The following is a 22,537-nucleotide window of genomic DNA, read 5'->3' as shown; positions in this document are numbered from 1 at the left end:
TGCCGTCCGGTCCTGCGCTATTCGCTGCGGCTGGCGGAGCCGCGGTGGCTTCCCTGGCCGCTGTTCTCGGGCTCAGGGAGCCCGTCATTGGAGACGTCGAAGTCCTGCGGGAGATCGGCGTCGGCGATCTGGTCCTGCGGAGCCACGGTCTCCGGATCCGGTTCACCGGCCGCAGCGGCTTCTGCCCGTTCCCGCGGGGAGACCACGGGCGGGATGTCGTGGACCGGGCGGGTGGGCTTGGACAGCCAGACTTCGCGGAGGTCCCGCTTGCGGACATCGTGGAAGATCTCGGCGATCTCTGCCTGGTTCAGCGTTTCGCGTTCCAGCAGTTCCAGCGCCAGGCGGTCCAGGACGTCCCGGTTCTCGGTCAGGATCTGGTATGCCTCATCATGGGCGTTGTCCAGCAGGCGCCGGACTTCCTCGTCCACCACGTAGGCCACCTGATCGGAGTAGTTTCGTTCCTGGCCCATGTCCCGGCCCAGGAACGGCTCGCCGCCGCCGGAGCCCAGCTTCACGGAACCGATCCGCTCGCTCATGCCGTACTGGGTGACCATCTTGCGGGCCGTGGACGTGGCCTTCTCGATGTCATTGGAGGCACCGGTGGACGGATCGTGGAAGACGATTTCCTCAGCGACCCGGCCGCCCATGGCGTACGCCAGCTGGTCCAGCAGTTCGTTGCGGGTAATCGAGTACTTGTCGTCCTGCGGCAGCACCATGGTGTACCCCAGGGCGCGGCCGCGGGGCAGGATGGTGACCTTGGTGACCGGGTCGGTGTTGCGCAGGGCCGCGGCCACCAGCGCGTGTCCGCCTTCGTGGTAGGCGGTGATCTTGCGTTCGAGTTCCTTCATCACGCGGCTGCGCTTCTGCGGGCCGGCGATGACGCGGTCGATCGCCTCGTCCAGGGCACGGTCGTCGATGAGCTGGGCGTTGGAACGCGCGGTCAGCAGGGCGGCCTCATTCAGGACGTTGGCCAGGTCCGCACCGGTGAAACCGGGGGTTTTCTTGGCCACGGAGGCCAGGTCCACGCCCGGTGCCATCGGCTTGCCCTTGGCATGGACCTGCAGGATCTGCAGGCGCCCCTGCATGTCCGGGGCCTCGACGCCGATCTGCCGGTCGAAGCGGCCGGGCCGCAGCAGTGCGGGGTCCAGCACGTCCGGACGGTTGGTCGCGGCAATGAGAATAACGTTGGTGGTGCTGTCGAAGCCGTCCATCTCCACCAGGAGCTGGTTCAGGGTCTGCTCGCGTTCGTCGTTGCCGCCGCCGACGCCGGCGCCGCGGTGACGGCCGACGGCGTCGATCTCGTCAACGAAGATAATGGCCGGAGCGTTGTTCTTTGCCTGTTCGAACAGGTCGCGGACACGGGAAGCGCCCACGCCAACGAACATTTCCACAAAGTCGGAACCGGAGATGGAGTAGAACGGCACGCCGGCCTCACCGGCCACGGCGCGCGCCAGGAGCGTTTTACCGGTGCCGGGAGGGCCGTACAGCAGCACACCCTTGGGGATCTTGGCGCCAACGGCCTGGAACTTTGCCGGTTCCTTCAGGAATTCCTTGATTTCGTGCAGCTCTTCGACTGCCTCATCAGCGCCGGCAACATCGGCGAAGGTCACCTGCGGCATGTCCTTGTTGGTCAGCTTGGCCTTGGACTTGCCGAACTGCATCACCTTGGACCCGCCGCCCTGCATGCGGGAGAGCAGGAACCAGAAGATCACACCGAGGATGATGATGGGCAGGAAGAGGCCCAGGAAGCTGGTGAACCAGTTGGTCTGGACGGGCTGGTCCGTGAAGCCGTCAACGTCGGAGTTGTTCACTGCCTCGACGATGTCCTCGCCGCGGGCCGATCCGAAGAAGAACTGGACGTTCTCGCCCTTGTCCTCGTACGGCTCCCGGAGCGTAAGGTCCACGCGCTGGTCGCCGTCGTAGATCTTCGCCTGCTCCACCTTGTTGTCCCGCAGCAGCTGCAGGCCAACGTTGGTGTCCACCTGGGACGCGCCGGAGTTGGAAAGGTTGGGAAGGATGATCAGCAGTGCGGCCAGCGCCAGCACGATCCAAATGATCGGTCCCTTGAAGAAGTTCTTGGATTTCATTCGTCGTCAGGGCAGATGCCCCGTCCCTCCTGATCAACAACGCTTGATTGTGCGCGGGAATTCGTTGGCTAGCAGTCTCTAGCTATACACCGTCCCCAGAAATACACGGCCCGCGGGGCGCATTAGTTCCCTCTGGGCGTATCCCGGCGGCGTGATTCGCCTCATGAGGATAACGAAAAACCCGCTGCCCCGGTTCGCGGCCGGCAGATCTGCTGCCGGCTGCAGCGGCCCGGGGTCAGCGGGCGGGGCACGAAAGTGCCTTTGGCCTACTCGTAAACGTGCGGCGCCAGGGTGCCGATGAAGTCGAGATTGCGGTACTTCTCGGCGAAGTCCAGGCCGTAGCCCACGACGAACTCGTTCGGGATGTCGTAGCCGACATACTTGACGTCGATGTCCACCTTTGAGGCAGCGGGCTTGCGCAGCAGGGCGCAGATTTCCACGCTGGCCGGGCCGCGGGATTCCAGGTTGGTCCGCAGCCAGGACAGGGTCAGGCCGGAGTCGATGATGTCCTCGACGATCAGCACGTGCTTGCCCAGCAGGTCGGTCTCGAGGTCCTTCAGGATCCGGACGACGCCGGAGGACTGGGTTCCGGAGCCGTAGGAGGACACCGCCATCCAGTCCATGGAGACGTGGCTGTGCAGGGCGCGGGACAGGTCCGCCATCACCATAACGGCGCCCTTCAGGACACCGACCAGCAGGACGTCGCGTCCGGCGTAGTCGCGGTCGATCTCCGCCGCCAGCTCCTTGATCCGATCGGCGATCTGTTCCCTGGTGTAAAGAACGTGCTTGAGGTCTGACTGGACGTCGTGTGAATCCACGAATGGCTCCCGGGTACGAGATGTTGCAGCTGAAGTTAGGCGCTGCTCTTTTTCCTAAAAACAAGATTGCCATAGCTTGGGGTGCCTTGGGGAACCGGTTTGCCCCGCACCTGGCGGTAGGCGCTGACCTTACCCACCAGCTGGACCGGTCCGGCCGAGCCCTCACGGCGCAGCAGTGCCTCTACCGCGCGCACGCGTTCCCAGCTGGGCTGGGCACCTCCAAGCTCGACGGCGGCGAGGGCCAGGACCCGCTGGCGCAGGGACGGAGGCAGGCCCCGCAGCGCTTCTTCCGAGAGCAGGATCTCATCCGGCCCGGCGGCGGCCGGGGCTTCACGGCGCAGCCGGGTGTAGGTTTCCGCGGCCTGGAGGTCCAGGTAGTCGGCGTCCTGGGCAAGGATCCGCGAACTGCGGTAGAGGGCCTCAGCGATGCCCGGTCCTAGTTCGCGTTCCAGGAAGGGCAGCACGGTGGTGCGGACCCGGGACCGGGCGTAGGCGGGATCCGCGTTGGTGGGGTCATGCCACGGATCCAAGTCCTGGGCCGCGCAGATCTCATCAACCTCGGCCCGCCGCAGCCCCAGGAACGGCCGGAGGTAGCGGCCGCGCTGTTCCGGCATGCCCGCCAGGGAGCGGGTGCCGGAGCCGCGGGCCAGGCCCAGCAGCACCTGCTCGGCCTGGTCATCCAGGGTGTGCCCCAGCAGCACCACGGCTGCCTCCGCGGCATCCGCGGCCTCGTCCAGCGCCTCGTACCGCACGCTCCGGGCGGCAGCTTCCGGACCCATGCCGGATTCCGGGACGTGCACCCGGTGAACGGTCACCGGGTCCAGTCCCATGGCCCGCAGCTTGGCAGCAGCGGCTTCCGCAACACCGGCGGAACCCGGCTGCAGCCCGTGGTCGACGACGGCGGCGCCAACCCGGTAGTCGCCGCGGCGGCTGAAGAAGCTGGCCGTCTCCGCCAGGGCGAGCGAGTCAGGGCCTCCGCTGCAGGCGACCAGCAGCATCGGCGGCGCTTTGGGATCCGGCATGATCCCGGCATCGCGCAGGGAATCGCGGAGCAGGCCGCGGGCTTTCCCGAGCGTGGGGTTCAGCCGCTGGCGGGGGCGCGGGGCGGGCAGGGAGGAGGTGCTGGAGGATGAAACTGGAAGGTCGGTCACTGGCGGTTTACAGACCCATCCGCTGGATCCACAGTTCCGGATTGTGGATCTCAGCCTCGGTGGGCAGGTTCGCGGCGCTTTCCCAGACGCGGTTGAACCCCTCCATGCCGGCTGTGTCCACCACGGCCCGGACGAACTTCGAGCCGTCCGCGTACTGGCGCATCTTGGCGTCCAGGCCCATGATGCGGCGGAAGAACCGGTCCAGCCAGCGGCGGTTGGCGCCGCGGTCGTTGAAGCGGCGCCGGATGGTCTTGACGCTGGGAATGATGCTGGCGTCCACTGCGTCCATCACCACGTTGGCGTGGCCTTCCAGCAGGCTCATCACCGCGGTGATGTGGGAGAGCCGGGCCTTGTCCTCCGGGTCCTGGAGCAGTGACAGGACATCGGTCTGCCTGGCGGGTACGCCGTCGGACGCGGTTTCCTGCTTGTCCGTTCCTGCGGCGGCCGAAAGCTGCTTGGCCAGCTGGCTGATCCGTTCCGGCAGGCCCTGTGCCTTGTCCATCAGGCCGTTACTGAGCGCGCCGATCTGTTCCAGCATGTGATCGCGCAGCCAGGGGGCGGCAGCGAACTGCACCCTGTGGGTCTGCTCGTGCAGGCAGACCCACAGGCGGAAGTCCGTGGGGTCAACGTTGAGTTCGCGCTCCGTGCTGATGATGTTCGGGGCTACCAGGAGCAGCCGGCCTGCCGTCTTGGCCGGGTTGTCCGAGGCCAGCGCCGCGAACGGATCGTACTGGCCCAGGACCTTGCTGGCCAGGAACGCCAGGACGGCCCCCAGCTCGGCGCCGGTCAGCGCGCCTGCCACGGCCGTGTTGGTCGAGTTGACTGCCTCGGGACGGGTTGTGGCCAGGTGCTGCAGCATGGGATTCATCAGGGCCGCGAAGCTCTGGGAGTTTGCCTTGGCCCAGGATGCCCGGTCCACGATCAGCACCGGGGAATCGCGCAGGTTCTCTGCGGCATCGAGCCCGGTGATCCGGTGCACGTGGGCGACGGCGGCGTCAGCCTGCCGGCGCAGGTCCGCGACTGCGTCCTGGATTTCGCGCCGGGACATCTTGGGCCCCGGCGCCACGAGGGTGGCAGCCGTCGCAGCGGCGAAGTCCCAGTTCACCAGGCGGGCGGCGGTTTCATGGCTGAGTTGCTGCTGGTTGCTCTCCATTGCTCCATTCGATCACAGCCGCAGCCCAATGCGCTCCCGCCAACACCAATCGGGTGCGGGCTTACCGGCAGCCGCAGCCGGCCAGCACGGCGGCTGCGGAGTCGACGGCGCTGCGGGCCTCTGCCGTGTTGCCGTCCAGTCCCCGGGCCACCAGTGCGAAGGCCAGGAGCCGTCCGTCCGCATCTGTGACGTAACCGCTGAGTGCGGTGACCTCGAAGAGGGTTCCGGTCTTGGCGCGGACCAGACCGGCCCCGGCGGCGTCGTCGTCCCCGTCGTCGTACCGGCCCTGCAGCGTCCCGCTGAGCCCGGCCACGGGCATCCCGCGGGCGACGGCGCGCAGGCCCTCGTCATTCGCGGTGAGCACCAGCCGGACGGCGTCAGCCAGCTGCCTGGCACTGACCTCGTTCTCCGCTGCGAGCCCGGACACATCCGCCAGTGCCATGCCGGCGGTGTCGATGCCGAGGGCCGCCGCCTGCGCCGTCACGGTGTCCACGGCCCCGGTGAAGGATGCATCGCGTCCGGATGCCAGCGCTGCGGAACGGGCCAGCGCCTCGGCGAGGTAGTTGTCCGAAATCAGCAGCATCTGCTCGATCTGCTCCGCCACTGTCGCGGATTCCACGGCGGCCAGCAGCCGGGCACCGGCGGGAACGGCGCCGCGTTCGACTCCCTCAGCCACGGTGATGCCGGTTTCGGCGCCGGCGGCTGCCAGCGCGGCGCGGAACGCTTCGGCGGCGGCCAGCGCGGCGTCGTCCTCGCGTTCACCGGACCGGCGGGACTCATCGGTCCACGCTGAATTGATGGCAAGCGGGTAGAGGGGCGCGATTTCGCCGGCTTCCACGTCGGCGGGGTTCCAAGCCCCGGAAAGTGACGGGCCGGAGAACAGCGTGTCATCGAGCAGGACCTGCACCGTCCCGGCGGAGCTGCCCAGGGATTTGATGGTCTCCTCAGCGAGCGTGGCCAGCCCTGCCCGGCCCACCACTGCGTCGTCGTCGGAAGCTCCGGAGGCCAGCAGGACGTCTCCGCCGCCGCGCAGCACCAGCTGCGTTCCGCCGTCCGCCGCCGGCCCGGCGTGCACGGTGGTTTCAAACCGGGAGTCCGGTTCCAGCGTGGAGGCGACGGCCGCCGCCGTCAGGATCTTCAGGGTGGAGGCAGGCATCCCGGCATCCGCAGCATTCTGTTCGTACAGGACGGCGCCGGTGCGCACATCGGTGACGACGGCGGAGACGGTGCCGCTGCCTGTCAGCCCGAGTTCGCCGTCGAGCAGCCCGCCCAGAACGGCTGTATCCGGCACGGGCGCCGCGGGGTCCAGGGTGGTCACGAACGGCGTCTGGGTCAGTTCCGCCGGCGCCCGCTGGTAGGTGGGCACAGCTGCCTGACGTTCAACGCCGGTACCGCTGAGGGCCTTCAGCACGGGCGGGCCGGCGTAGACGGCCAGGGGAACCAGCAGGACGGCAAAGGCCAGCGCAAGGGCAATGCCGGAGAACATCCTAGCCACGGGCCACCAATTTCCGTCTCGTTTACGTCCCTGATGCCTCAGGGGTTCCGCCTCATCGGCGGCGGTTTGCGAGGCGGCAGGGACCGGGGTGGAACCCGGTAACGCCTCAGGACATATATCTTTAACACTAGACCGGCGCGGTGAGCCAAACGGACATTCCCAAATGGACGGGGGATTCCGGCTGCGCCCATTGTCCGTCAGCGCCTGAAATGCGCTGAAACCGTCTGTCCGTTTGCGTGGCCGCAGGGCCGCTTTCAAGGAGCCGTTATGAAACTCGACGTAACGATCGAGATCCCCAAGGGATCCCGCGTCAAGTACGAAATTGACCATGAGACGCACCGTCTGCGCCTGGACCGCGTGCTGTTCACCTCGATGCAGTACCCGACCCACTACGGCTACTTCGAGAACACGCTTGGCGAAGACGGGGATCCGCTGGACGCCCTCGTGATGCTGCAGGACTTCGACCTGATCCCGGGTGTCCTGGTGGAGTCCCGCCCGATCGGCGTCTTCAACATGGTCGACGACGGCGGCGGCGACGCCAAGGTGCTGTGCGTTCCGGCAGACCCGCGCTTCGACCACATCCAGGACCTGTCCGACGTTTCGGATTTCCTGCTCGATGAGATCAAGCATTTCTTCACCAAGTACAAGGACCTGGAACCGGGCAAGTGGGTAGAAGCCGCGGACTGGGCCGGCCGCGAGGCTGCCGAGGCCGAGGTTGAGGCCTCGCTGGCACGCTTCGAAGCGCTGGGCGAAAAGAGCGAAGAGGACGAGCCGCAGGGCCGCGACGTCGACGCCAACGCCGAGAACAACTAGCGTTTTCAGCCTTCACGGCAAGCGGCCGTCCACCGATCCGGTGGGCGGCCGCTTCGTCGTTCAAGGCCGGTTCCGCTCCGAAGGGCCCGCTGAATCTGCCGCGCCGCGCCCGATCAACCGTTTTCGGTTGTTTGGTGTCCTTCTCTGGCATGCTGATGCCATGCATTTTGTGCTGACCATCAACCAGCGGGATACCCGCGAGGCGGGAGACCAGGTTCCAGAGCTGCTGCGCTCCCTGCGGCACATCCCTGCGGCCGTGGCGTTCCAGCGCTCCGTGGGTGACGAGGCCCAGGGCATTCTGGCTGATCCCGCGGCGGCCGTGGACGCCGCCCTGATAGCTGTCCGTGCCCGCCGGTGGCATGTGGGCCTCGGTGTCGGAGAGGTGCGCCGGCCCCTGCCCGCCGAAGTGCTGGAGGCCGAAGGGTTTGGCCTGGTTTACGCCCGCCGAGCGGTTGAGCGCGCGCAGCGCACCGGCGACCGGATCCCGCTTGCGGTGGAGGGTCCGGACACGCAGGTCGCCGCGGAGGCCGAGGCGGTCCTGCGGCTGCTGGGCCAGATCGTGGCGGGCCGGACGGCTGCCGAGTGGAAGGTCCTGGACCTGATGACGCCGGGCGCCCGCGGACAGCAGAAATACGTCGCGGAAGCGCTGGGGATCACCACCCAGGCGGTCAGCAAGGCCGTGGTCCGTTCGTACTGGGCGGAGGAGTGGGCCACCCGGCCCGCTGCGGCCCGGCTGCTGGACCTGGTGGCAGGGCCGGCGGCGCTGCCGCCGGCAGCACTGTCCTACGGCCGGTAAGGTCCCGCTAGCGGGCGGTCACGAGGCTCTGGAGCACCGCGGCAGCACCGTCTTCGTAGACCGTTCCGGTAACCTCTGAAGCCGCGGCGATGACTTCCTGCGGTGACTGGCCCATGGCAACCCCGCGGGCAGCCCAGGAGAGCATCTCAATGTCATTGCGGCCATCGCCCACGGCCACCGTGTGCCGGGGATCAATATTCAGCCGGCGCCGGACCTGCTCCAGCGCGGAGGCCTTGGTGACGCCGGCCGCCGCGATGTCCAGCCACGCGGTCCAGCCGACTGAGTAGGTGACCCCGTGCAGGCCGATTGCCTCAACGGCTTCGCCGAATTCCTCGGCTGTGCTGTCGGTGCTGAAGACCACCACGCGGACGGCCTTGCTCTCCCGCAGGTATTCGAAGTCCACGGCCTGCGCTTCGGCGCCGAAACTGGCGTCCTGGAAGCGTTCGGTGGAGAGGAAGCGGCCTTCGTGGTCCTCGAGGGCGAATTTCGCGGTGGGCAGCTGGATGCGGAGGGCGTCCAGGGCCGGCCGGGGGTCGAAGACCACACGGTCCACGATCTCGTATCCCTCCGGCAGTGCACTGTCCACGCGGAGGGTGACGCCGCCGTTGGAGCAGACGGTGAATCCCTCGGTCAGGCCGATGTTCTTGAGGATCGGCAGGGCCGCACCGAAGGAGCGGCCGGTGGAAATGACCAGGTGGTGTCCGGCGTCGATGGCGTCCCGGGCAGCGGAACGCACGTTCGGGGACATGTGCCCGTCGTGGTCCACGAGAGTCCCGTCGACGTCGAGGGCAATGAGGTGGGCGGTATCTGAACGGAGCCGGTCTTCGATGCCGGCTGAAGTGAGAGTAGTCATCGATTTATATAAACAGACAGTCGTGAATACCGGTAGGACGGGGTTCACACTCGGTGCGAACAGCTGGTTAACACCTGCCGTCCCTGCCGGCGCAGAACCGCGCCGGCAGGGCCGGGGCTAGAGGACCGGCAGGACTTCCAGGCCGCCCATGTAGGGCTGCAGCGCCTTGGGAACGTTGACCGAGCCGTCCGGGTTCTGGTGGTGCTCCAGGATCGCGACAATCCAGCGGGTGGTGGCCAGGGTGCCGTTGAGCGTGGCGACCGCGCGGGTTTTGCCGTCCTGGCGTTCACGGATGTTCAGGCGGCGGGCCTGGAACGTGGTGCAGTTGGAGGTGGAAGTGAGTTCGCGGTAGGCGCCCTGGGTGGGAACCCAGGCTTCGCAGTCGAACTTGCGCGCGGCGGACATACCGAGGTCTCCGGCAGCGGTCTCGATCACCCGGTAGGGCAGCTCCACCTTGGCCAGCATGTCCTCTTCCCAGGCGAGCAGCCGCTGGTGCTCGGCGGCGGCATCCTCCACCCGCGTGTAGGTGAACATCTCCACCTTGTTGAACTGGTGCACACGGATAATGCCGCGGGTGTCCTTGCCGTGGGAGCCGGCTTCGCGGCGGTAGCAGGAGGACCAGCCGGCGTAACGGACGGGACCTGCGGCCAGGTCGATGATCTCGTCAGCGTGGTATCCGGCCAGCGGAACCTCCGAAGTGCCCACCAGGTACAGGTCGTCCTCGGCGAGGCGGTAGATTTCGGCGTCGTGGGCGACGTCGAAGCCGGTGCCCTGCATGGTTTCCGGGCGGACCAGCGTCGGAGTGATCATGGGAACGAATCCGGCCTTGATGGCCTGGTCCATGGCCATCTGCAGGAGCCCCAGTTCCAGGCGGGCGCCGACGCCCCGCAGGAAGTAGAAGCGCGAGCCGGAGACCTTCGCGCCACGTTCCATGTCGATCGCGCCGAGCAGTTCACCAAGTTCCAGGTGATCGCGCGGGGTGAACCCCTCGGCCTCGAAATCGCGGGGCTTGCCAACCGTCTTGAGGACCTCGTAGTCGTCTTCACCGCCGGCGGGAACGCCGTCTTCAACGACATTGGCCACGCGCCGGACCAGTGCCTCCTGCTCGGCCTGGACCGCGTCAGCCTCGGCTCCGGCAGCCTTGACGGCAGCAGCGAGTTCCTTGACCTCGGCCAGGAGCGCCTGCTTCTCCTCGCCCTTGGCCTGGGCTACCCGCTTGCCGAAGGCATTCTGTTCCGCACGCAGCGTTTCGTAGCGGGTACGGGACTCACGCCGGCGGGCATCAGCGGAAATGATTGCGTCCACCAGCTCCGGATCGGCCAGCCGGGCGCGCTGGGAGGCTCGGAACTTCTCGGGATTTTCGCGCAGTTCATTAACATCGATCACGTCTCAAGGGTACCGAAAACCCTATCCGGCGATTGCACACCCGCCGGCGGCTATTCTGGAGGGCACCATGCCTGCCGAATTAGCCGTGATCCTGCTCCTGGCCACCGCCGCCGCCGCGTCCCTGGCCACGTGGCTGATAGCTTCCCGCCGGCACCGGCGGCAGCTCGCCGCGGAACGCATCACCCGCCCGCTTGCGGCACCCAGCCAACGGGTCGCCATGGTCATCAACCCCGTCAAAGCGCAGGCCGGCCCCGCCCGGACAGCCTTGGCCGAGGCCTGCGAGCTCGCAGGCTGGGAGCCGCCGCTGATCCTGGAGACCACGGTGGAATCCCCCGGCTTCCGCCAAGCCCAGCAGGCCCTGGCAGCGGGAGTCGACGTTGTCCTGGCTGCCGGCGGGGACGGCACCGTCCGTGAGGTCGCCCGCGCCGTCACCCACTCACCGGCGGCCATGGGACTGCTCCCGCTGGGCACCGGCAACCTGCTGGCCCGGAACCTCGGGCTGCCGGTGAACGATCTGCACGGCAGCATCCAAACAGCACTGCACGGCGCTGAGCGCCGGATCGATATGGGCCGCATTGCGCTGGAGAACTCGCGCACCGGAACCCGTTCCAGCAGTAATTTCCTGGTGATGGGCGGGATCGGGCTGGACGCGGAGGTCATCGCGGCGACCCGGGACGAGCTGAAGAAGCGGGTGGGCTGGCTGGCCTACAGCGAAGCCGGCGTGAGGCTGCTGCCCGGGCCGAGGCGCCGGATGCGGGTCCAGGCAGACGCCGGCGTTCCGCAGGTCCGGAAGGTCAGCAGCGTTGTCTTCGCGAATACCGGCCAGCTGCCCGCGGGAATCGATTTCATTCCGCTCGCCGCAGTGGACGACGGCATGCTGGACATCGTGGTGCTTAGTCCGCGCACGGTGTTCGGCTGGGCGGCTGTTCTGGGCAAGGTTGTCACCCGGAACCGGCGGGAACTTCCGGTCATTGAGTACCAGCGGGCCCGCACGGTAACCGTGAGCACGGAGGAGCCGACCATCACCCAGCTCGACGGCGACCTCAGCGGTGCGGCGACCAGCGTCACCGTGACGGTTGACCCGCAGTCGCTGCGGGTCCGGGCCTTGGACGCCGGGCAGCCCGGCGGACACACTGCCGGACCCGCAGCCTAGGGCAGCGGGTCCGGTGGCTGATTCAGTCCCGGGCCGGCCGCGGCCGGATGGAGCTCAGTCCTGGGTGCCCTCGGAATCCGTGTAACCACCCTCGGTTTCCTTGGATCCGGCAGTCCCGTCCTGGCCGTGGCCGCGGTTCTCCTTGTGGCCCCGGCCTGCAGTGGGCTCTTTGGATCCTTCGGCGTCGGTATATTCACCGTCATCATCCCGCCGGACGGATTCCGGGGAGGCCTGTTCGCGGATGAGTTCCTGCTCTTCGGCGAAGCGGATGTCATTGCCCTGGTCCGCCGCGTCTCCGCGCCAGTTGTCATCGCCCGTGGACTGGCCGCTGGGCTTGGGGTTCTTGAGCTGCTCTTCTTCGTTCGGGTACTCGCTCATGGTCCGCCTTTCGTTGGCTGGCTTGCCCGCACGCCTCCCGGCATCGGGTCTATAAGCATACTTACCATAGGGAGGCGCGCAAGTGGGCGCTATCCGCCGAGCATCTGGCGCACAGCCGTCTCGGAGGCAGAGTAGCCCGCTGCCGGAATGACCTCGCCCGCCAGGAACCGGTCCACCACGCGGGGGTCGACGTAGGATTTCCGGGCAACGGCCGGGGTATTGCCCAGCCGTTCAGCGACACCCCGGATGGTCGCAGCCACAGCCTGCTGCCGTTCCCGCTTGGTGACCCGGCTGCCGGCGCGCGCCAGTCCCATGGCGGCCGACACCGTCGCCTGCCAGGTCCGGAAGTCCTTGGCCGTGAAATCTCCTGCGGAGACCTCCCGCAGGAAACCGTTCAGCTGGGCTGCATCAATGCTGTGCCACTGGTCATCGGCGCCCAGGTAGGCCAGGGCGGTATCCGCTTCGGGACGCGCGAGCATGGGCCGGACAGCTGCCGCCAGATCTTCATCCTCCAGCTCCACCTGCCACTCCTGCCCGCTTTTGCCGGGAAAATGCAGGAGCAGGCGCGTGCGGTCCAGCCGGACATGCTCCGTGAGCAGCGTTGTTGTTCCGTAGGAGCCGTTCATTTCGGCGTAGCGGGATCCGCCGACCCGCAGGGCACCCGAATCGATGATGCGCAGGGCAGCCGCGAACGCCCGCTCCGGCCCGTTACCCTCGGAGCGCAGGTGCTTGGTGATGATCCGCCGGGCCCCCGGGAGGGCCTCCGCCAGCGCCAGTGCCCGGTCGAACTTCTCCCGGTCCTTCAGTTCACGCCAATGCGGGTGATAAATGTACTGGCGCCGGCCAGCAGCATCCTGCCCGGTGGCCTGGATGTGGCCGTTGGGGTAGGGGCTGATCCAGACATCCTCCCAGGCCGGCGGGATGGCCAGTCCCCGGATGCGCCGCAGCTCCGCGGGATCGCGCAGCACCTCCCCCGCCAGGCCGCGGTAACTGAACCCTTTGCCCCAGCGGCGCCGGGTATAGCCGGGATGCTCGCAGTTGCTGCGGCGCAGGCGCGGCATGCGCTCAGCCGTTAATCAGGGATTCAAGCCACTGATCGGCTGCCTCGAACGCCTGGTCCGATGTGTGCGGCAGCACCTCCGGCCGGCGGTAATCAGCCCGGGCGTAGGAGCCCAGGAACCGAAGGTCCGGGGAGATCCGGTGCAGCCCCTTGAGGGCGTCTGCCACCCGGGCATCGAAGACGTGCCCGTCGGCGTCAATGCTGAAGAAGTAGTCCCCCAGGAATGCGCCGGTGGGGCGGGATTCAATGCGGCTGAGGTTCACGCCCCGGGCCATGAAGTGCTCCAGGATTTCCATCAGGGCGCCGGGCCGGTCCTCAGGCAACGGGATCACCACTGTGGTTTTGTCTGCCCCGGTGGGCTCGGGCAGCAGGCCCGGCAGGCTGACCAGGATGAAGCGGGTGACGGCCTCCGCGTAGTCCCCAATGCCGCGGGCAATAACGTTCAGCCCGAGCCTGGCGGCCACCAGCGGCGCGCAGATGGCGGCGTCGAACCCGGAATCCTCTTCCAGCAGCCCGACGGCGGCTGCCGCAGTCGAGGAGGACGGAAGATATTCCGCCTGCGGAATATTCTGCGCAGCCCAGTTGCGGCACTGCGCCCAGGCATGGCTGTGGGTGGAGACCCGCTGGACGTCGGCAAGTTCCATGCCCGGCCGCACGGCCAGGACAAAGGTGATCGGGACCAGGATTTCCCGCAGGATCCTCAACGGCTGGCCAACGGAGATGGCATCCAGGGTGGCACTGACGCCGCCCTCCACCGAGTTCTCAATGGGCACCACGGCAGCGTTCGCGTGTCCGGACCGCACCATTTCCAGTGCCGCCGTGACCGAGGTCGAGGGAATCCGGACAGCGTCCTCGGCGCCGGGGACCTGCAGCAGGGCGGCCTCGGTGAACGTGCCCTCGGGCCCGAGGAAGGTGTAGACCATGGTGCCAGGCAGGCGGGAGTCCAGGGCCGCAGCCTTGCCGGGAGCACTCATACGACTGTGGGTTCCGTTCCGGCATCGGAGACCATCGGCTTGCCGGCTTCCAGCCAGGCGCCCATGCCCCCGGTGACGTTTACAGCCGAATAGCCGTGCGCCTCCAGCCACTGCGTGGCCCGGGCGCTGCGGCCGCCGGTGCGGCAGATGACGGCGAGGTCCCCGTCCGGGTCAAGGTCATCCAGGCGGTCCGGAAGCTGATCCAGGGGAATGTGCAAGGCATCGGGAATGTGTCCGGCCTCCCACTCATAGTCCTCGCGGACATCGAGTATCTTGGCGCCTACGGGAATGGCTTCCACTGACACGTTTTCCATCTCGCTCATAGCTTCCTCGCAGTAGTTCCTTGCCTGGGCTGACTAGGCGGTAAACCCGCGGACACGCGGGCGGTTCTGCCTGCCATCCAGCCTATAGTGGGATGCACCGCCAGAGAACCAGACGGCCCCCGCCCCGGAGGTAGCAATGCCCATTGGCCCACCCGCGCACGGCCCTGCAGATGCGCCTTCCGATGCAGAACTGGGCGCACTGACCGCCCTGCAGCTGAGAAACGCCCTGGCCGCGCGCCAAGTCTCCGCGCGGGAAGTCACTGAGTACTATCTGAGCCGGATCGAGGCCCTGAACCCATCGCTCGGAGCGTTTATTGCGGTCACCGCGGACCTCGCCCGGGCTGAGGCGTTCCGGGCCGATGAAGCCCTGGCGCAGGGCCGGGCCCCGGCGCTGCTTCACGGCATGCCGCTGGCCCACAAGGACCTCACCGATGTCGCCGGCGTGCCGACCACCATGGGCAGCGCGGCCGTACCCCCGGCGCCGGCTGCGGAGGACGGGCCGCTGGCCTCCATCCTCCGCGCCGCAGGGGCGATCAGCCTCGGAAAAACGCAGGTTCCGGAGTTCGGCCTCAGCAGTTACAGCGAGAACCTCATTGCACCGCCGGCGCGCAACCCGCTGGACCCGTCCCTCAGCCCGGGTGGATCCTCCGGCGGCTCCGCGGCTGCAGTGGCTGCTGGAATGCTCCCGTTTGCCCCCGGCACCGATGGCGGGGGATCCGTGCGTATCCCGGCGGCTGCAACGGGGCTGGTCGGCCTGAAACCCAACCGCGGCCGGATTCCGGCGGGCGGCGGACAACGCGACCTGGGGCAGTTCGTCGTGGCCGGCCCCCTGGCCCGGAACGCGGCAGATGCGGCCCTCATGCTGGACGCCATGGTGGCCGAACCGAATTTCCATGCCACCTCCGCCCCAGCTCCTGGCGGCAGCTTCCTGGAAGCCGCCCTGCGGGCTGAGGGACGGTTCCGGATTGGCCTGAGCACCCGCTCCCCCTTTGAATCCCGTCTCGACATCCAACTGGATCCGGAGGCCGTCCTCGGGCTGGAGGCCGGGGTGCTCGCACTGACCGGTGCTGGTCACATCGTCGAAGATGCCGACGTGCAGTATGACGAACGGTATCCGGACGCCTTCAGCCTCGTCTGGACCGCCCCGCTCGCCAACATTCCCCTTCCGGCCGATCAGGAAGACCAGCTGGTTCCGCTGACGGCGACCATGCGCCGCCGTGCCCTCCAGCGCTCTGCGGCGGATTTGGCCGGAGCCGTGGACATCCTGCGCGGTTTCGAGGAAGACACCATCCGGCAGTATGCCGCGTGGGACATGATGCTCACTCCGGTGCTTGGAATGACCCCACGGCCCATCGGCTGGTACTGGACGGGCGACGCCGATGAGGACTATGCGCGGCAGTGCCGCTATTCGCCGTTCACCTCGATGGTCAACGTCTGCGGCCTGCCGGCCATCACGGTTCCCACCTACCGCACGGCGGACGGGCTGTGGATGGGCATTCAGCTGATCGGCCGGCCCGGCGCCGAGGCGGAGCTGCTGGCCGTCGCCGCCCAGCTGGAGTCCCAATAACAGGTGAACACCTTCATGGAGCGCCATTTTGTCCAAAATGTGGACAAAAGTGTGCAATTTGCGGTGATTCTCCACACAGAACCTTGCTTCTAACCCCTAGAAGCAACCGGTTTTTGAGCAACATGCTTAAACGGACCTCGCTAGGCTTTGCGACGATGGAGACATGACTTCAAGTCCTCCCTCCACACAACCCGCGTCTGCAGCACCTACGCGCAAGGCCTTCTTCGGCCACCCCCGGATGCTAGCCAACCTGTTCAGCGTTGAGCTCTGGGAGCGGTTCTCCTTCTACGGTATGCAGGGCATCCTGCTGTACTACATGTACTACTCCGTCACGGACGGCGGACTGGGCATGAACGAAGGGGTCGCGGCAGGACTCGTCGGGGCCTACGGCGGCGGCGTCTACCTCTCCACCATTCTCGGTGCATGGGTGGCGGACCGCATCCTCGGTTCGGAACGGACCCTTTTCTACTCGGCCATCATCATCATGCTGGGCCATATCTCACTCTCGCTGGTCCCGGGCTACGCCGGACTGGCCATCGGCCTGGTGCTGATTGCCCTGGGCTCCGGCGGCCTGAAGGCCAACGCCACTGCCCTCGTGGGAACGCTTTACGCGGAGAAGGATGAGCGCCGGGACGCCGGTTTCTCCATCTTCTACATGGGCATCAACATTGGCGGCCTGCTGGGCCCGATCCTGACCGGACTGGTTTGGAACAGCATGGGCTTCCACTTCGGCTTCGGCCTGGCCGCCGTTGGTATGGCCATCGGCCTGGCCCAGTACGCTGCGACCCGCAAGCACCTGCCGGAATCGGCACACCTCGTCGCCAATCCGCTGCCCAAGAGCCAGTACGCCCGCATGGGCGCAATCACCGCAGCAGCGCTGGTCGTCGTCGCCCTGGCCATCGTCTTCGGCGTGGTGACCAGCGAAAACCTGGTCAGCTTCATGGCTGCGCTGGCCCTGATCGCGTCCATCGCCTACTTCGCGGTGATCCTCACCAGCAAGCGCGTCAACACACTGGAACGCCGCCGGGTGTTCTCCTTTATGCCGCTCTTCGTGGCCAGCACCGCCTTCTGGGCCCTGTTCCAGCAGCAGTTCACTGTGGTGGCAATCTACGCCGACTCCTCACTGAACCTGGACCTGTTCGGCTGGCAGATGCCGCCGAGCTTCGTCCAGTCGATCAACCCGATCTTCATCATCATCTTCGCGGCCATCTTCGCGAGCATGTGGACCAAGCTGGGCACCCGGCAGCCGGGCACCCCGGTGAAGTTCGCCATTGGGCTGAGCGTGATGGGCCTGGCGTTCCTCGCCTTCATTCCGTTCTCCGGCGGCGGCCCCAACAGCACACCGCTGCTGGCACTGGCCGGCATCCTGCTGCTGTTCACCTTCGCTGAGCTCTCGCTCTCCCCGATCGGACTCTCCGCGGCAACCAAGCTCGCTCCGTCCGCTTTCCCGACCCAGATGGTGGCACTGTTCTACCTCTCGGTGTCCCTGGGCAGCACCCTTTCGGGCTGGCTCGCGCAGTTCTACACGGCGGAGACCGAAGTGGCCTACTTCTCCTTCCTGGGGATCACCGCCGTCGTGCTGGGCATCGTCCTGGCCCTCTGCGCCCCCTCGATCAAGAAGCTCATGGGCGGGGTGCGGTAGCCCCCACCCTGCAGCCGGCCCCACCGGGGCCCGCCGGCGTCCACCGGCATGGAAGTGCCCGCCCTGTTCCTGCAGGGCGGGCACTTCTGCGTTCAGCGGCAAGTTCAACGGCAGGTTCAACGGCAAAGCGGACGCAATCCAACCTAGACAATCTGACGGCCATGGCTCCTTGAGCAATGATTTTTGTCCTTGATGGCCACGAACAACCAGTCAACTGTCTTCACAGTGCGCGCCGAATTAGACAATGTGACCACCCTCACAGTTAGTATCGTGGAACCAGCCGGTGCGCAAAGGCACCCGTGCACCGAGGGACCGATAACGACGTCGGCCCCAAGGACCCGGGGCCCCGCCCGGTACCACGTCACCCTGCCCCGGCGCCGTCCGCCGCTGGGCAGCGCACTGAAAGGGCAATGATGAAACGTTCGAAGACAGGGGCACTGGGGGCCCTGCTGCTGGGTGTCTCACTTGCAGCCACAGGCTGCGGCGGCGACACAGCTGCCGGAAGCTCCGACATGGTCCGGATCGGCATCAGCCAGCTGGTGGAGCACCCGTCCCTGGATCAGGCCCGCAAGGGTTTCATCCGGGCTTTTGAGGAGAACGGGTACACCGAAGGCGAGAACCTGGAACTGGATATCCAGAATGCTGCCGGCGACCAGGCCACGGCCACCACCATCGCGTCCACCTTCGCCTCGGACGGCAAGGACCTGGTCCTGGCCATCGCCACCCCCGCAGCGCAGGCGGCTGCCCAGGCGATCACCGACGTTCCGGTGCTGTTCACCGCGGTCACCGAGCCGGAAGTTGCCGGCCTGGTTGATTCCTGGGACAGCCCGGGTGCCAACATCACCGGCACCTCGGACCTGAACCCGGTCAAGGAGCAGATTGGTCTGATCAAGGAACTGGCTCCGGACGCCAAGAGCGTCGGCATTGTCTACAGCTCGGGCGAGGTCAACTCCGACGTGCAGGTGGAACTTGCCCAGGAAGCGGCGAAGGAGCTCGGCCTGGAGGTCAAGCTGGCCACCGTCAGCAACTCCGCCGAGGTGCAGCAGGCCACCGAGTCCCTGGACGTGGATGCCCTGTACGTTCCCACTGACAACAACGTCGTCTCGGCCCTGCAGTCGGTCATTCAGATTGCGGAAACCAAGCAGATCCCCGTTGTGGTTGGCGAAGGCGACTCCGTGGAAAACGGCGGCCTGGCTACCTACGGCCTCGACTACGAGTCCCTGGGCTACCAGACCGGACTGATGGCACTGAAGATCCTTGAGGACGGCGCTGACCCGGCCGGGATGCCGGTGGAGACACTGACTGAAATCCAGCTCATCGTCAACAAGTCCGCTGCGGCCAACATGGGAGTCGAAATCCCTGCTGCCCTGCTGGAGAAGGCCGACAAGGTCATCGAATAACCTCCCGCTGCCATCACTATCTGCTTGAAGGAACGGATCTTCCATGATCACTGCTGTTGAACTGGGGCTTATCTATGCGGTGATGGCCCTGGGTGTCTATCTCACCTTCCGCATCCTGGACTTTCCGGACCTCACGGTGGATGGCAGCTTCACCACCGGCGCGGCCGTGGCGGCCGTCATGATTATCAACGGGGCTCCGCCCCTGGCCGCCACTGCCGCGGCGTTCGGTGCCGGGCTGCTGGCCGGCTGCGTCACCGGACTGCTGCATACCAAGGGCAAAATCAACGGCCTGCTGGCCGGCATCCTCACCATGATCGCGCTGTACTCGATCAACCTGAGGATTATGGGCAAGGCCAACCTCCCGCTGCTCCGGGAGGACACCCTTATCTCCCCGCTCCGGGAGAACGGCTACCTGGGAGGCGTCGTCGCAATCGCGATTTTCGCCCTGCTGGCCATCGGCGTCAAACTTTTCCTGGACTGGTTCCTGCACACCGACCTGGGCCTGGCCATGCAGGCCACCGGCGACAACCAGGAAATGATCCGCAGCTTCGGTGTCAGCACTGACCGGATGAAGATCCTGGGCCTGGCGATCTCCAACGGTTTCGTAGCCCTGTGCGGCGCCCTGATCGCCCAGTACCAGGGTTTTGCGGACATCGGCATGGGCATCGGCCTGATCCTGGTGGGGCTGGCCTCGGTGATCATCGGCCAGGCCGTCTTCGGCAGCCGCATTATCGTGATTTCCACACTGGCCGTGATCCTGGGCTCCATCGTCTACCGGCTGGTTATTGCCCTGGCCCTGCAGGTGGGCTTCAACCCGTCGGACATGAAGCTCATCTCCGCGGTCCTGGTTGTTGTGGCGCTGGTGCTGCCGCAGTGGAAGCTGTTCCGCCGATTGCCCACGTTCCGCAGCCTGCGGAAGTCCACCGTTACGACGTCGAGCTAGCCGGGAACCGAACATGCTGAAAATCCAGAACGTACAGAAGACCTTCTTCGCCGGAACCGTCAACGAACGGACCGCCCTGGCGAACATCGACCTGGAGCTGGCGGCCGGGGAATTCCTCACGGTCATCGGCAGCAACGGCGCCGGCAAGTCCACGCTGCTGAACATGGTCTCCGGAAAGCTGCGGCCGGACACCGGATCAGTCATTATTGACGGCAGGGACGTCACCCGGCTGCAGGACCACCAGCGGGCCCGCTACATCGGGCGCGTGTTCCAGGACCCGATGGCCGGTTCCGCGCCGCAGCTGAGCATCGAACAGAACATGTCCATCGCCTATGAGCGCGGAAAAACCCGCGGCCTGGGCTGGGGTGTCTCGGCCAAAAAGCGCGAGCTGTTCCGTGAGGAACTGAAATCCCTGGAACTGGGGCTCGAAGGGCGGCTGAAGTCCAAGGTTGGCCTGCTCTCCGGCGGGCAGCGTCAGGCGCTGTCCCTGCTGATGGCCACCTTCAGCGAACCCAAGATCCTCCTGCTGGACGAGCACACCGCGGCACTCGATCCGCAGCGCGCGGCGCTGGTCTCCCGGCTGACCGGGGAAATCGTGCAGCGGCACCGGCTCACCACGCTGATGGTTACGCACAACATGCAGCAGGCCCTGGATCTGGGCACCCGCCTGGTCATGATGCATGAGGGCCGGATCATCCTGGACCTGGACAGTGCCCAGAAGGCGGAAATGACCGTCCCGGACCTGCTGCACGAGTTCGAGAAGATCAAGGGCAGTTTGGACGACAGGACCATGCTCCAGTAGCCCGGCCCGGCCGGCAGAAACCGGAAGTGCCCCCTTTGCCAAACGTCGAAGGGGGCACTTTCTGCCGTTTCGCTGCGGAGAAGCAGGAATCTTTGGCATGCTTGGGTCTATGTCTAACCGAGCCGGTACCCCTGCCCAGCCTTCTGACCTCGTTGACCTGACGGCACTCCTGGATGCCTATTTCGACGTCGCCCCGGACCTCTCGGATCCCGGACAGCGCGTCGCCTTTGGTACCTCAGGCCACCGCGGCAGTTCGCTGAAAGCCGCGTTCAACGAACCCCATATCGCCGCCATCACGCAGGCGATCGTGGAGTACCGCACAGGGCAGGGCATCACCGGGCCGCTGTTTATGGGCAAGGACACCCATGCCCTCTCCGAGCCGGCGCAGAACACCGCCCTCGAAGTGCTGGCCGGCAACGGCGTTAACGTGCTGATCGACGCGCGGACCGGCTTTACGCCCACCCCGGCCCTGAGCCACGCCATCCTGAAGCACAACGCCACCCGGACGGACCAGGCGGACGGGATCGTGATCACCCCGTCCCACAATCCGCCGGCCGACGGCGGCTTCAAATACAACCCGCCCTCCGGCGGACCCGCGGATTCCGACACCACGTCCTGGATCGCGAACCGGGCCAATGAACTCCTGGAAAACGGACTGCGGGGCGTGAAGCGCATCCCGCTGGGGCAGGCCCGGCTGGCCGACTCCGTGGGCTCCTACGACTTCCTCCAGAACTACGTCGGCGACCTCGGATCAGTGCTGAACATGGATGCCATCGCCGCCGCCGGCCTGCACATCGGCGCCGATCCCATGGGCGGGGCGTCGGTGGACTACTGGGGTGCCATCGGTGAGCAGTACGGCCTGAACCTCACGGTGGTGAATCCCAACGTGGACCCGCAGTTCGGTTTTATGACCCTGGACCGGGATGAGAAGATCCGCATGGACTGCTCCTCCCCGAACGCGATGGCGTCCCTGATTGCGCAGGCCGGCCAGTACGACATTGCCACCGGCAACGACGCCGACGCCGACCGGCACGGGATCGTCACCCCGGACGCGGGCCTGATGAACCCGAACCACTACCTCGCCGCAGCCGTGGAATACCTGTACGCGAACCGTTCCGGCTGGCGCGGCGATGCCATGGTTGGCAAAACCCTGGTCTCCTCCTCGATGATCGACCGGGTGACCTCCAGCCTGGACCGCCGGCTGATGGAGGTTCCGGTGGGCTTCAAATGGTTTGTTCCCGGCCTGCTGTCCGGTGAAGTTGCCTTCGGCGGAGAGGAATCCGCCGGCGCCTCCTTCCTGCGCCTGGACGGGACCGCCTGGACCACGGACAAGGACGGCATCCTGCTGGCCCTGCTCGCCTCGGAAATCACTGCCGTGACCTCGAAAACGCCGTCCCAGCACTACCGCGAACTCACCGGCCGCTTCGGCGACCCGGTCTACGCGCGGGTTGACGCCCCGGCCACCCGCGAACAGAAGGCAGCATTGTCCAAGCTGGCGCCGTCGGACGTCACCGCAACCACCCTGGCCGGTGAGGAAATCACCGCCCGGTTGACCGAAGCACCGGGCAACGGTGCGGCAGTGGGCGGCCTCAAGGTCACGACGGAGAACGCCTGGTTTGCAGCCCGGCCGTCCGGCACCGAAGACGTGTACAAAATCTACGCCGAGTCCTTTAAGGGCGTGGAGCATCTGCGCCAGGTCCAGGACGAGGCGAAGGCGATCGTGGACGGCGTCATTTCCTAGCC

20 protein-coding genes are annotated in these 22,537 nt (G+C 66.6%); 9 read left to right on the top strand and 11 right to left on the bottom strand.

The window, feature by feature from the left end:
* Positions 1–17: 17 nt before the first annotated feature.
* The 5 genes from ftsH to dacB form a co-directional block, all read right to left on the bottom strand.
* Positions 18–2,087 carry an ATP-dependent zinc metalloprotease FtsH gene (gene ftsH / locus AL3_RS11130; RefSeq protein WP_066300672.1) on the bottom strand — a complete coding sequence of 690 codons (2,070 nt, stop codon included), beginning with the start codon at positions 2,085–2,087 and terminating at the stop codon, positions 18–20.
* Positions 2,088–2,353: 266 nt separating this feature from the next.
* Positions 2,354–2,905, bottom strand: a complete 552-nt coding sequence (hpt, locus tag AL3_RS11125) for a hypoxanthine phosphoribosyltransferase (protein ID WP_066300669.1) — start codon at positions 2,903–2,905, stop codon at positions 2,354–2,356.
* 35 nt (positions 2,906–2,940) lie between these two features.
* Positions 2,941–3,960, bottom strand: coding sequence for a tRNA lysidine(34) synthetase TilS (tilS, locus tag AL3_RS11120; protein ID WP_370665323.1), 1,020 nt, complete (start codon positions 3,958–3,960; stop codon positions 2,941–2,943).
* A 103-nt stretch (positions 3,961–4,063) separates the two neighbouring features.
* Entirely contained in the window at positions 4,064–5,209 is a 1,146-nt protein-coding gene (locus tag AL3_RS11115) for an Rv3626c family coenzyme F420 biosynthesis-associated protein (protein ID WP_066300664.1), read from the bottom strand.
* Between the two features lie 61 nt (positions 5,210–5,270).
* A complete protein-coding gene (gene dacB / locus AL3_RS11110; RefSeq protein ID WP_066300661.1) occupies positions 5,271–6,695 on the bottom strand; it encodes a D-alanyl-D-alanine carboxypeptidase/D-alanyl-D-alanine endopeptidase in 1,425 nt (474 codons plus the stop codon).
* Positions 6,696–6,971: 276 nt separating this feature from the next.
* On the opposite strand from dacB, the gene AL3_RS11105 reads away from it, so the two are divergent.
* Together AL3_RS11105 and AL3_RS11100 are read left to right on the top strand one after the other, a co-directional pair.
* Complete coding sequence (locus AL3_RS11105) at positions 6,972–7,517, top strand: inorganic diphosphatase (protein ID WP_066300658.1); 546 nt, start codon at positions 6,972–6,974, stop codon at positions 7,515–7,517.
* A 160-nt stretch (positions 7,518–7,677) separates the two neighbouring features.
* Positions 7,678–8,313 carry a hypothetical protein gene (locus AL3_RS11100; RefSeq protein WP_066300654.1) on the top strand — a complete coding sequence of 212 codons (636 nt, stop codon included), beginning with the start codon at positions 7,678–7,680 and terminating at the stop codon, positions 8,311–8,313.
* Between the two features lie 7 nt (positions 8,314–8,320).
* Here AL3_RS11100 and AL3_RS11095 read toward each other — a convergent pair whose 3' ends face one another.
* Positions 8,321–9,166, bottom strand: a complete 846-nt coding sequence (locus AL3_RS11095) for an HAD family hydrolase (protein WP_066300652.1) — start codon at positions 9,164–9,166, stop codon at positions 8,321–8,323.
* A gap of 117 nt (positions 9,167–9,283) precedes the next feature.
* A complete protein-coding gene (serS, locus tag AL3_RS11090) occupies positions 9,284–10,552 on the bottom strand; it encodes a serine--tRNA ligase (RefSeq protein ID WP_066300650.1) in 1,269 nt (422 codons plus the stop codon).
* 67 nt (positions 10,553–10,619) lie between these two features.
* Between serS and AL3_RS11085 the strand changes: the two genes are divergently transcribed.
* Positions 10,620–11,705, top strand: coding sequence for a diacylglycerol/lipid kinase family protein (locus tag AL3_RS11085; protein ID WP_066300647.1), 1,086 nt, complete (start codon positions 10,620–10,622; stop codon positions 11,703–11,705).
* A 54-nt stretch (positions 11,706–11,759) separates the two neighbouring features.
* Here the strand turns inward: AL3_RS11085 and AL3_RS11080 are convergent, their stop codons facing one another.
* From AL3_RS11080 to AL3_RS11065, 4 genes are all read right to left on the bottom strand, one after another.
* Positions 11,760–12,083, bottom strand: coding sequence for a hypothetical protein (locus AL3_RS11080; protein WP_066300644.1), 324 nt, complete (start codon positions 12,081–12,083; stop codon positions 11,760–11,762).
* An 89-nt stretch (positions 12,084–12,172) separates the two neighbouring features.
* Entirely contained in the window at positions 12,173–13,144 is a 972-nt protein-coding gene (locus AL3_RS11075; protein WP_066300641.1) for a DNA topoisomerase IB, read from the bottom strand.
* A gap of 4 nt (positions 13,145–13,148) precedes the next feature.
* The gene (pheA, locus tag AL3_RS11070) at positions 13,149–14,117 is read right to left on the bottom strand and encodes a prephenate dehydratase (protein ID WP_246168356.1); all 969 of its coding nucleotides are present in this window, start codon (positions 14,115–14,117) and stop codon (positions 13,149–13,151) included.
* Positions 14,114–14,440: a rhodanese-like domain-containing protein gene (locus AL3_RS11065; protein WP_066300639.1), complete on the bottom strand. Its 327-nt coding sequence runs from the start codon at positions 14,438–14,440 to the stop codon at positions 14,114–14,116. The genes pheA and AL3_RS11065 overlap by 4 nt, the downstream gene beginning before the upstream one ends.
* Positions 14,441–14,576: 136 nt before the next feature.
* Between AL3_RS11065 and AL3_RS11060 the strand changes: the two genes are divergently transcribed.
* The 6 genes from AL3_RS11060 to pgm all read left to right on the top strand — a co-directional run bounded on the left by AL3_RS11060 (position 14,577) and on the right by pgm (position 22,535).
* Positions 14,577–16,007, top strand: coding sequence for an amidase (locus tag AL3_RS11060; protein WP_066300638.1), 1,431 nt, complete (start codon positions 14,577–14,579; stop codon positions 16,005–16,007).
* Positions 16,008–16,170: 163 nt separating this feature from the next.
* Positions 16,171–17,649, top strand: a complete 1,479-nt coding sequence (locus tag AL3_RS11055; RefSeq protein WP_066300635.1) for a peptide MFS transporter — start codon at positions 16,171–16,173, stop codon at positions 17,647–17,649.
* Between the two features lie 410 nt (positions 17,650–18,059).
* Entirely contained in the window at positions 18,060–19,049 is a 990-nt protein-coding gene (locus AL3_RS11050) for an ABC transporter substrate-binding protein (RefSeq protein WP_306303031.1), read from the top strand.
* A gap of 43 nt (positions 19,050–19,092) precedes the next feature.
* The gene (locus AL3_RS11045) at positions 19,093–19,992 is read left to right on the top strand and encodes an ABC transporter permease (RefSeq protein ID WP_066300632.1); all 900 of its coding nucleotides are present in this window, start codon (positions 19,093–19,095) and stop codon (positions 19,990–19,992) included.
* A 13-nt stretch (positions 19,993–20,005) separates the two neighbouring features.
* On the top strand, positions 20,006–20,794 hold the full coding sequence (locus AL3_RS11040; RefSeq protein WP_066300630.1) for an ABC transporter ATP-binding protein: 789 nt from the start codon (positions 20,006–20,008) through the stop codon (positions 20,792–20,794).
* 109 nt (positions 20,795–20,903) lie between these two features.
* On the top strand, positions 20,904–22,535 hold the full coding sequence (gene pgm / locus AL3_RS11035; RefSeq protein ID WP_174522138.1) for a phosphoglucomutase (alpha-D-glucose-1,6-bisphosphate-dependent): 1,632 nt from the start codon (positions 20,904–20,906) through the stop codon (positions 22,533–22,535).
* Positions 22,536–22,537: the final 2 nt, after the last annotated feature.

It is taken from the genome of Arthrobacter luteolus NBRC 107841, assembly GCF_001552075.1.
In the GTDB taxonomy this organism is placed as follows: Bacteria; Actinomycetota; Actinomycetes; order Actinomycetales; family Micrococcaceae; genus Arthrobacter_B; species Arthrobacter_B luteolus.
Note: the sequence above shows the minus strand (reverse complement) of the source record. Positions and strands in the feature narration are given on the sequence as shown.

Excerpts from the sequence above, each read along its gene's own strand:
- ftsH (WP_066300672.1), bottom strand. The coding sequence starts at position 2,087 with ATGAAATCCAAGAACTTCTTCAAGGGACCGATCATTTGGATCGTGCTG.
- AL3_RS11115 (WP_066300664.1), bottom strand. The coding sequence starts at position 5,209 with ATGGAGAGCAACCAGCAGCAACTCAGCCATGAAACCGCCGCCCGCCTG.
- dacB (WP_066300661.1), bottom strand. The coding sequence starts at position 6,695 with ATGTTCTCCGGCATTGCCCTTGCGCTGGCCTTTGCCGTCCTGCTGGTT.
- AL3_RS11105 (WP_066300658.1), top strand. The coding sequence starts at position 6,972 with ATGAAACTCGACGTAACGATCGAGATCCCCAAGGGATCCCGCGTCAAG.
- AL3_RS11100 (WP_066300654.1), top strand. The coding sequence starts at position 7,678 with ATGCATTTTGTGCTGACCATCAACCAGCGGGATACCCGCGAGGCGGGA.
- AL3_RS11095 (WP_066300652.1), bottom strand. The coding sequence starts at position 9,166 with ATGACTACTCTCACTTCAGCCGGCATCGAAGACCGGCTCCGTTCAGAT.
- AL3_RS11085 (WP_066300647.1), top strand. The coding sequence starts at position 10,620 with ATGCCTGCCGAATTAGCCGTGATCCTGCTCCTGGCCACCGCCGCCGCC.
- AL3_RS11080 (WP_066300644.1), bottom strand. The coding sequence starts at position 12,083 with ATGAGCGAGTACCCGAACGAAGAAGAGCAGCTCAAGAACCCCAAGCCC.
- AL3_RS11075 (WP_066300641.1), bottom strand. The coding sequence starts at position 13,144 with ATGCCGCGCCTGCGCCGCAGCAACTGCGAGCATCCCGGCTATACCCGG.
- pheA (WP_246168356.1), bottom strand. The coding sequence starts at position 14,117 with ATGAGTGCTCCCGGCAAGGCTGCGGCCCTGGACTCCCGCCTGCCTGGC.
- AL3_RS11065 (WP_066300639.1), bottom strand. The coding sequence starts at position 14,440 with ATGAGCGAGATGGAAAACGTGTCAGTGGAAGCCATTCCCGTAGGCGCC.
- AL3_RS11060 (WP_066300638.1), top strand. The coding sequence starts at position 14,577 with ATGCCCATTGGCCCACCCGCGCACGGCCCTGCAGATGCGCCTTCCGAT.
- AL3_RS11055 (WP_066300635.1), top strand. The coding sequence starts at position 16,171 with ATGACTTCAAGTCCTCCCTCCACACAACCCGCGTCTGCAGCACCTACG.
- AL3_RS11050 (WP_306303031.1), top strand. The coding sequence starts at position 18,060 with ATGATGAAACGTTCGAAGACAGGGGCACTGGGGGCCCTGCTGCTGGGT.
- AL3_RS11045 (WP_066300632.1), top strand. The coding sequence starts at position 19,093 with ATGATCACTGCTGTTGAACTGGGGCTTATCTATGCGGTGATGGCCCTG.
- AL3_RS11040 (WP_066300630.1), top strand. The coding sequence starts at position 20,006 with ATGCTGAAAATCCAGAACGTACAGAAGACCTTCTTCGCCGGAACCGTC.
- pgm (WP_174522138.1), top strand. The coding sequence starts at position 20,904 with ATGTCTAACCGAGCCGGTACCCCTGCCCAGCCTTCTGACCTCGTTGAC.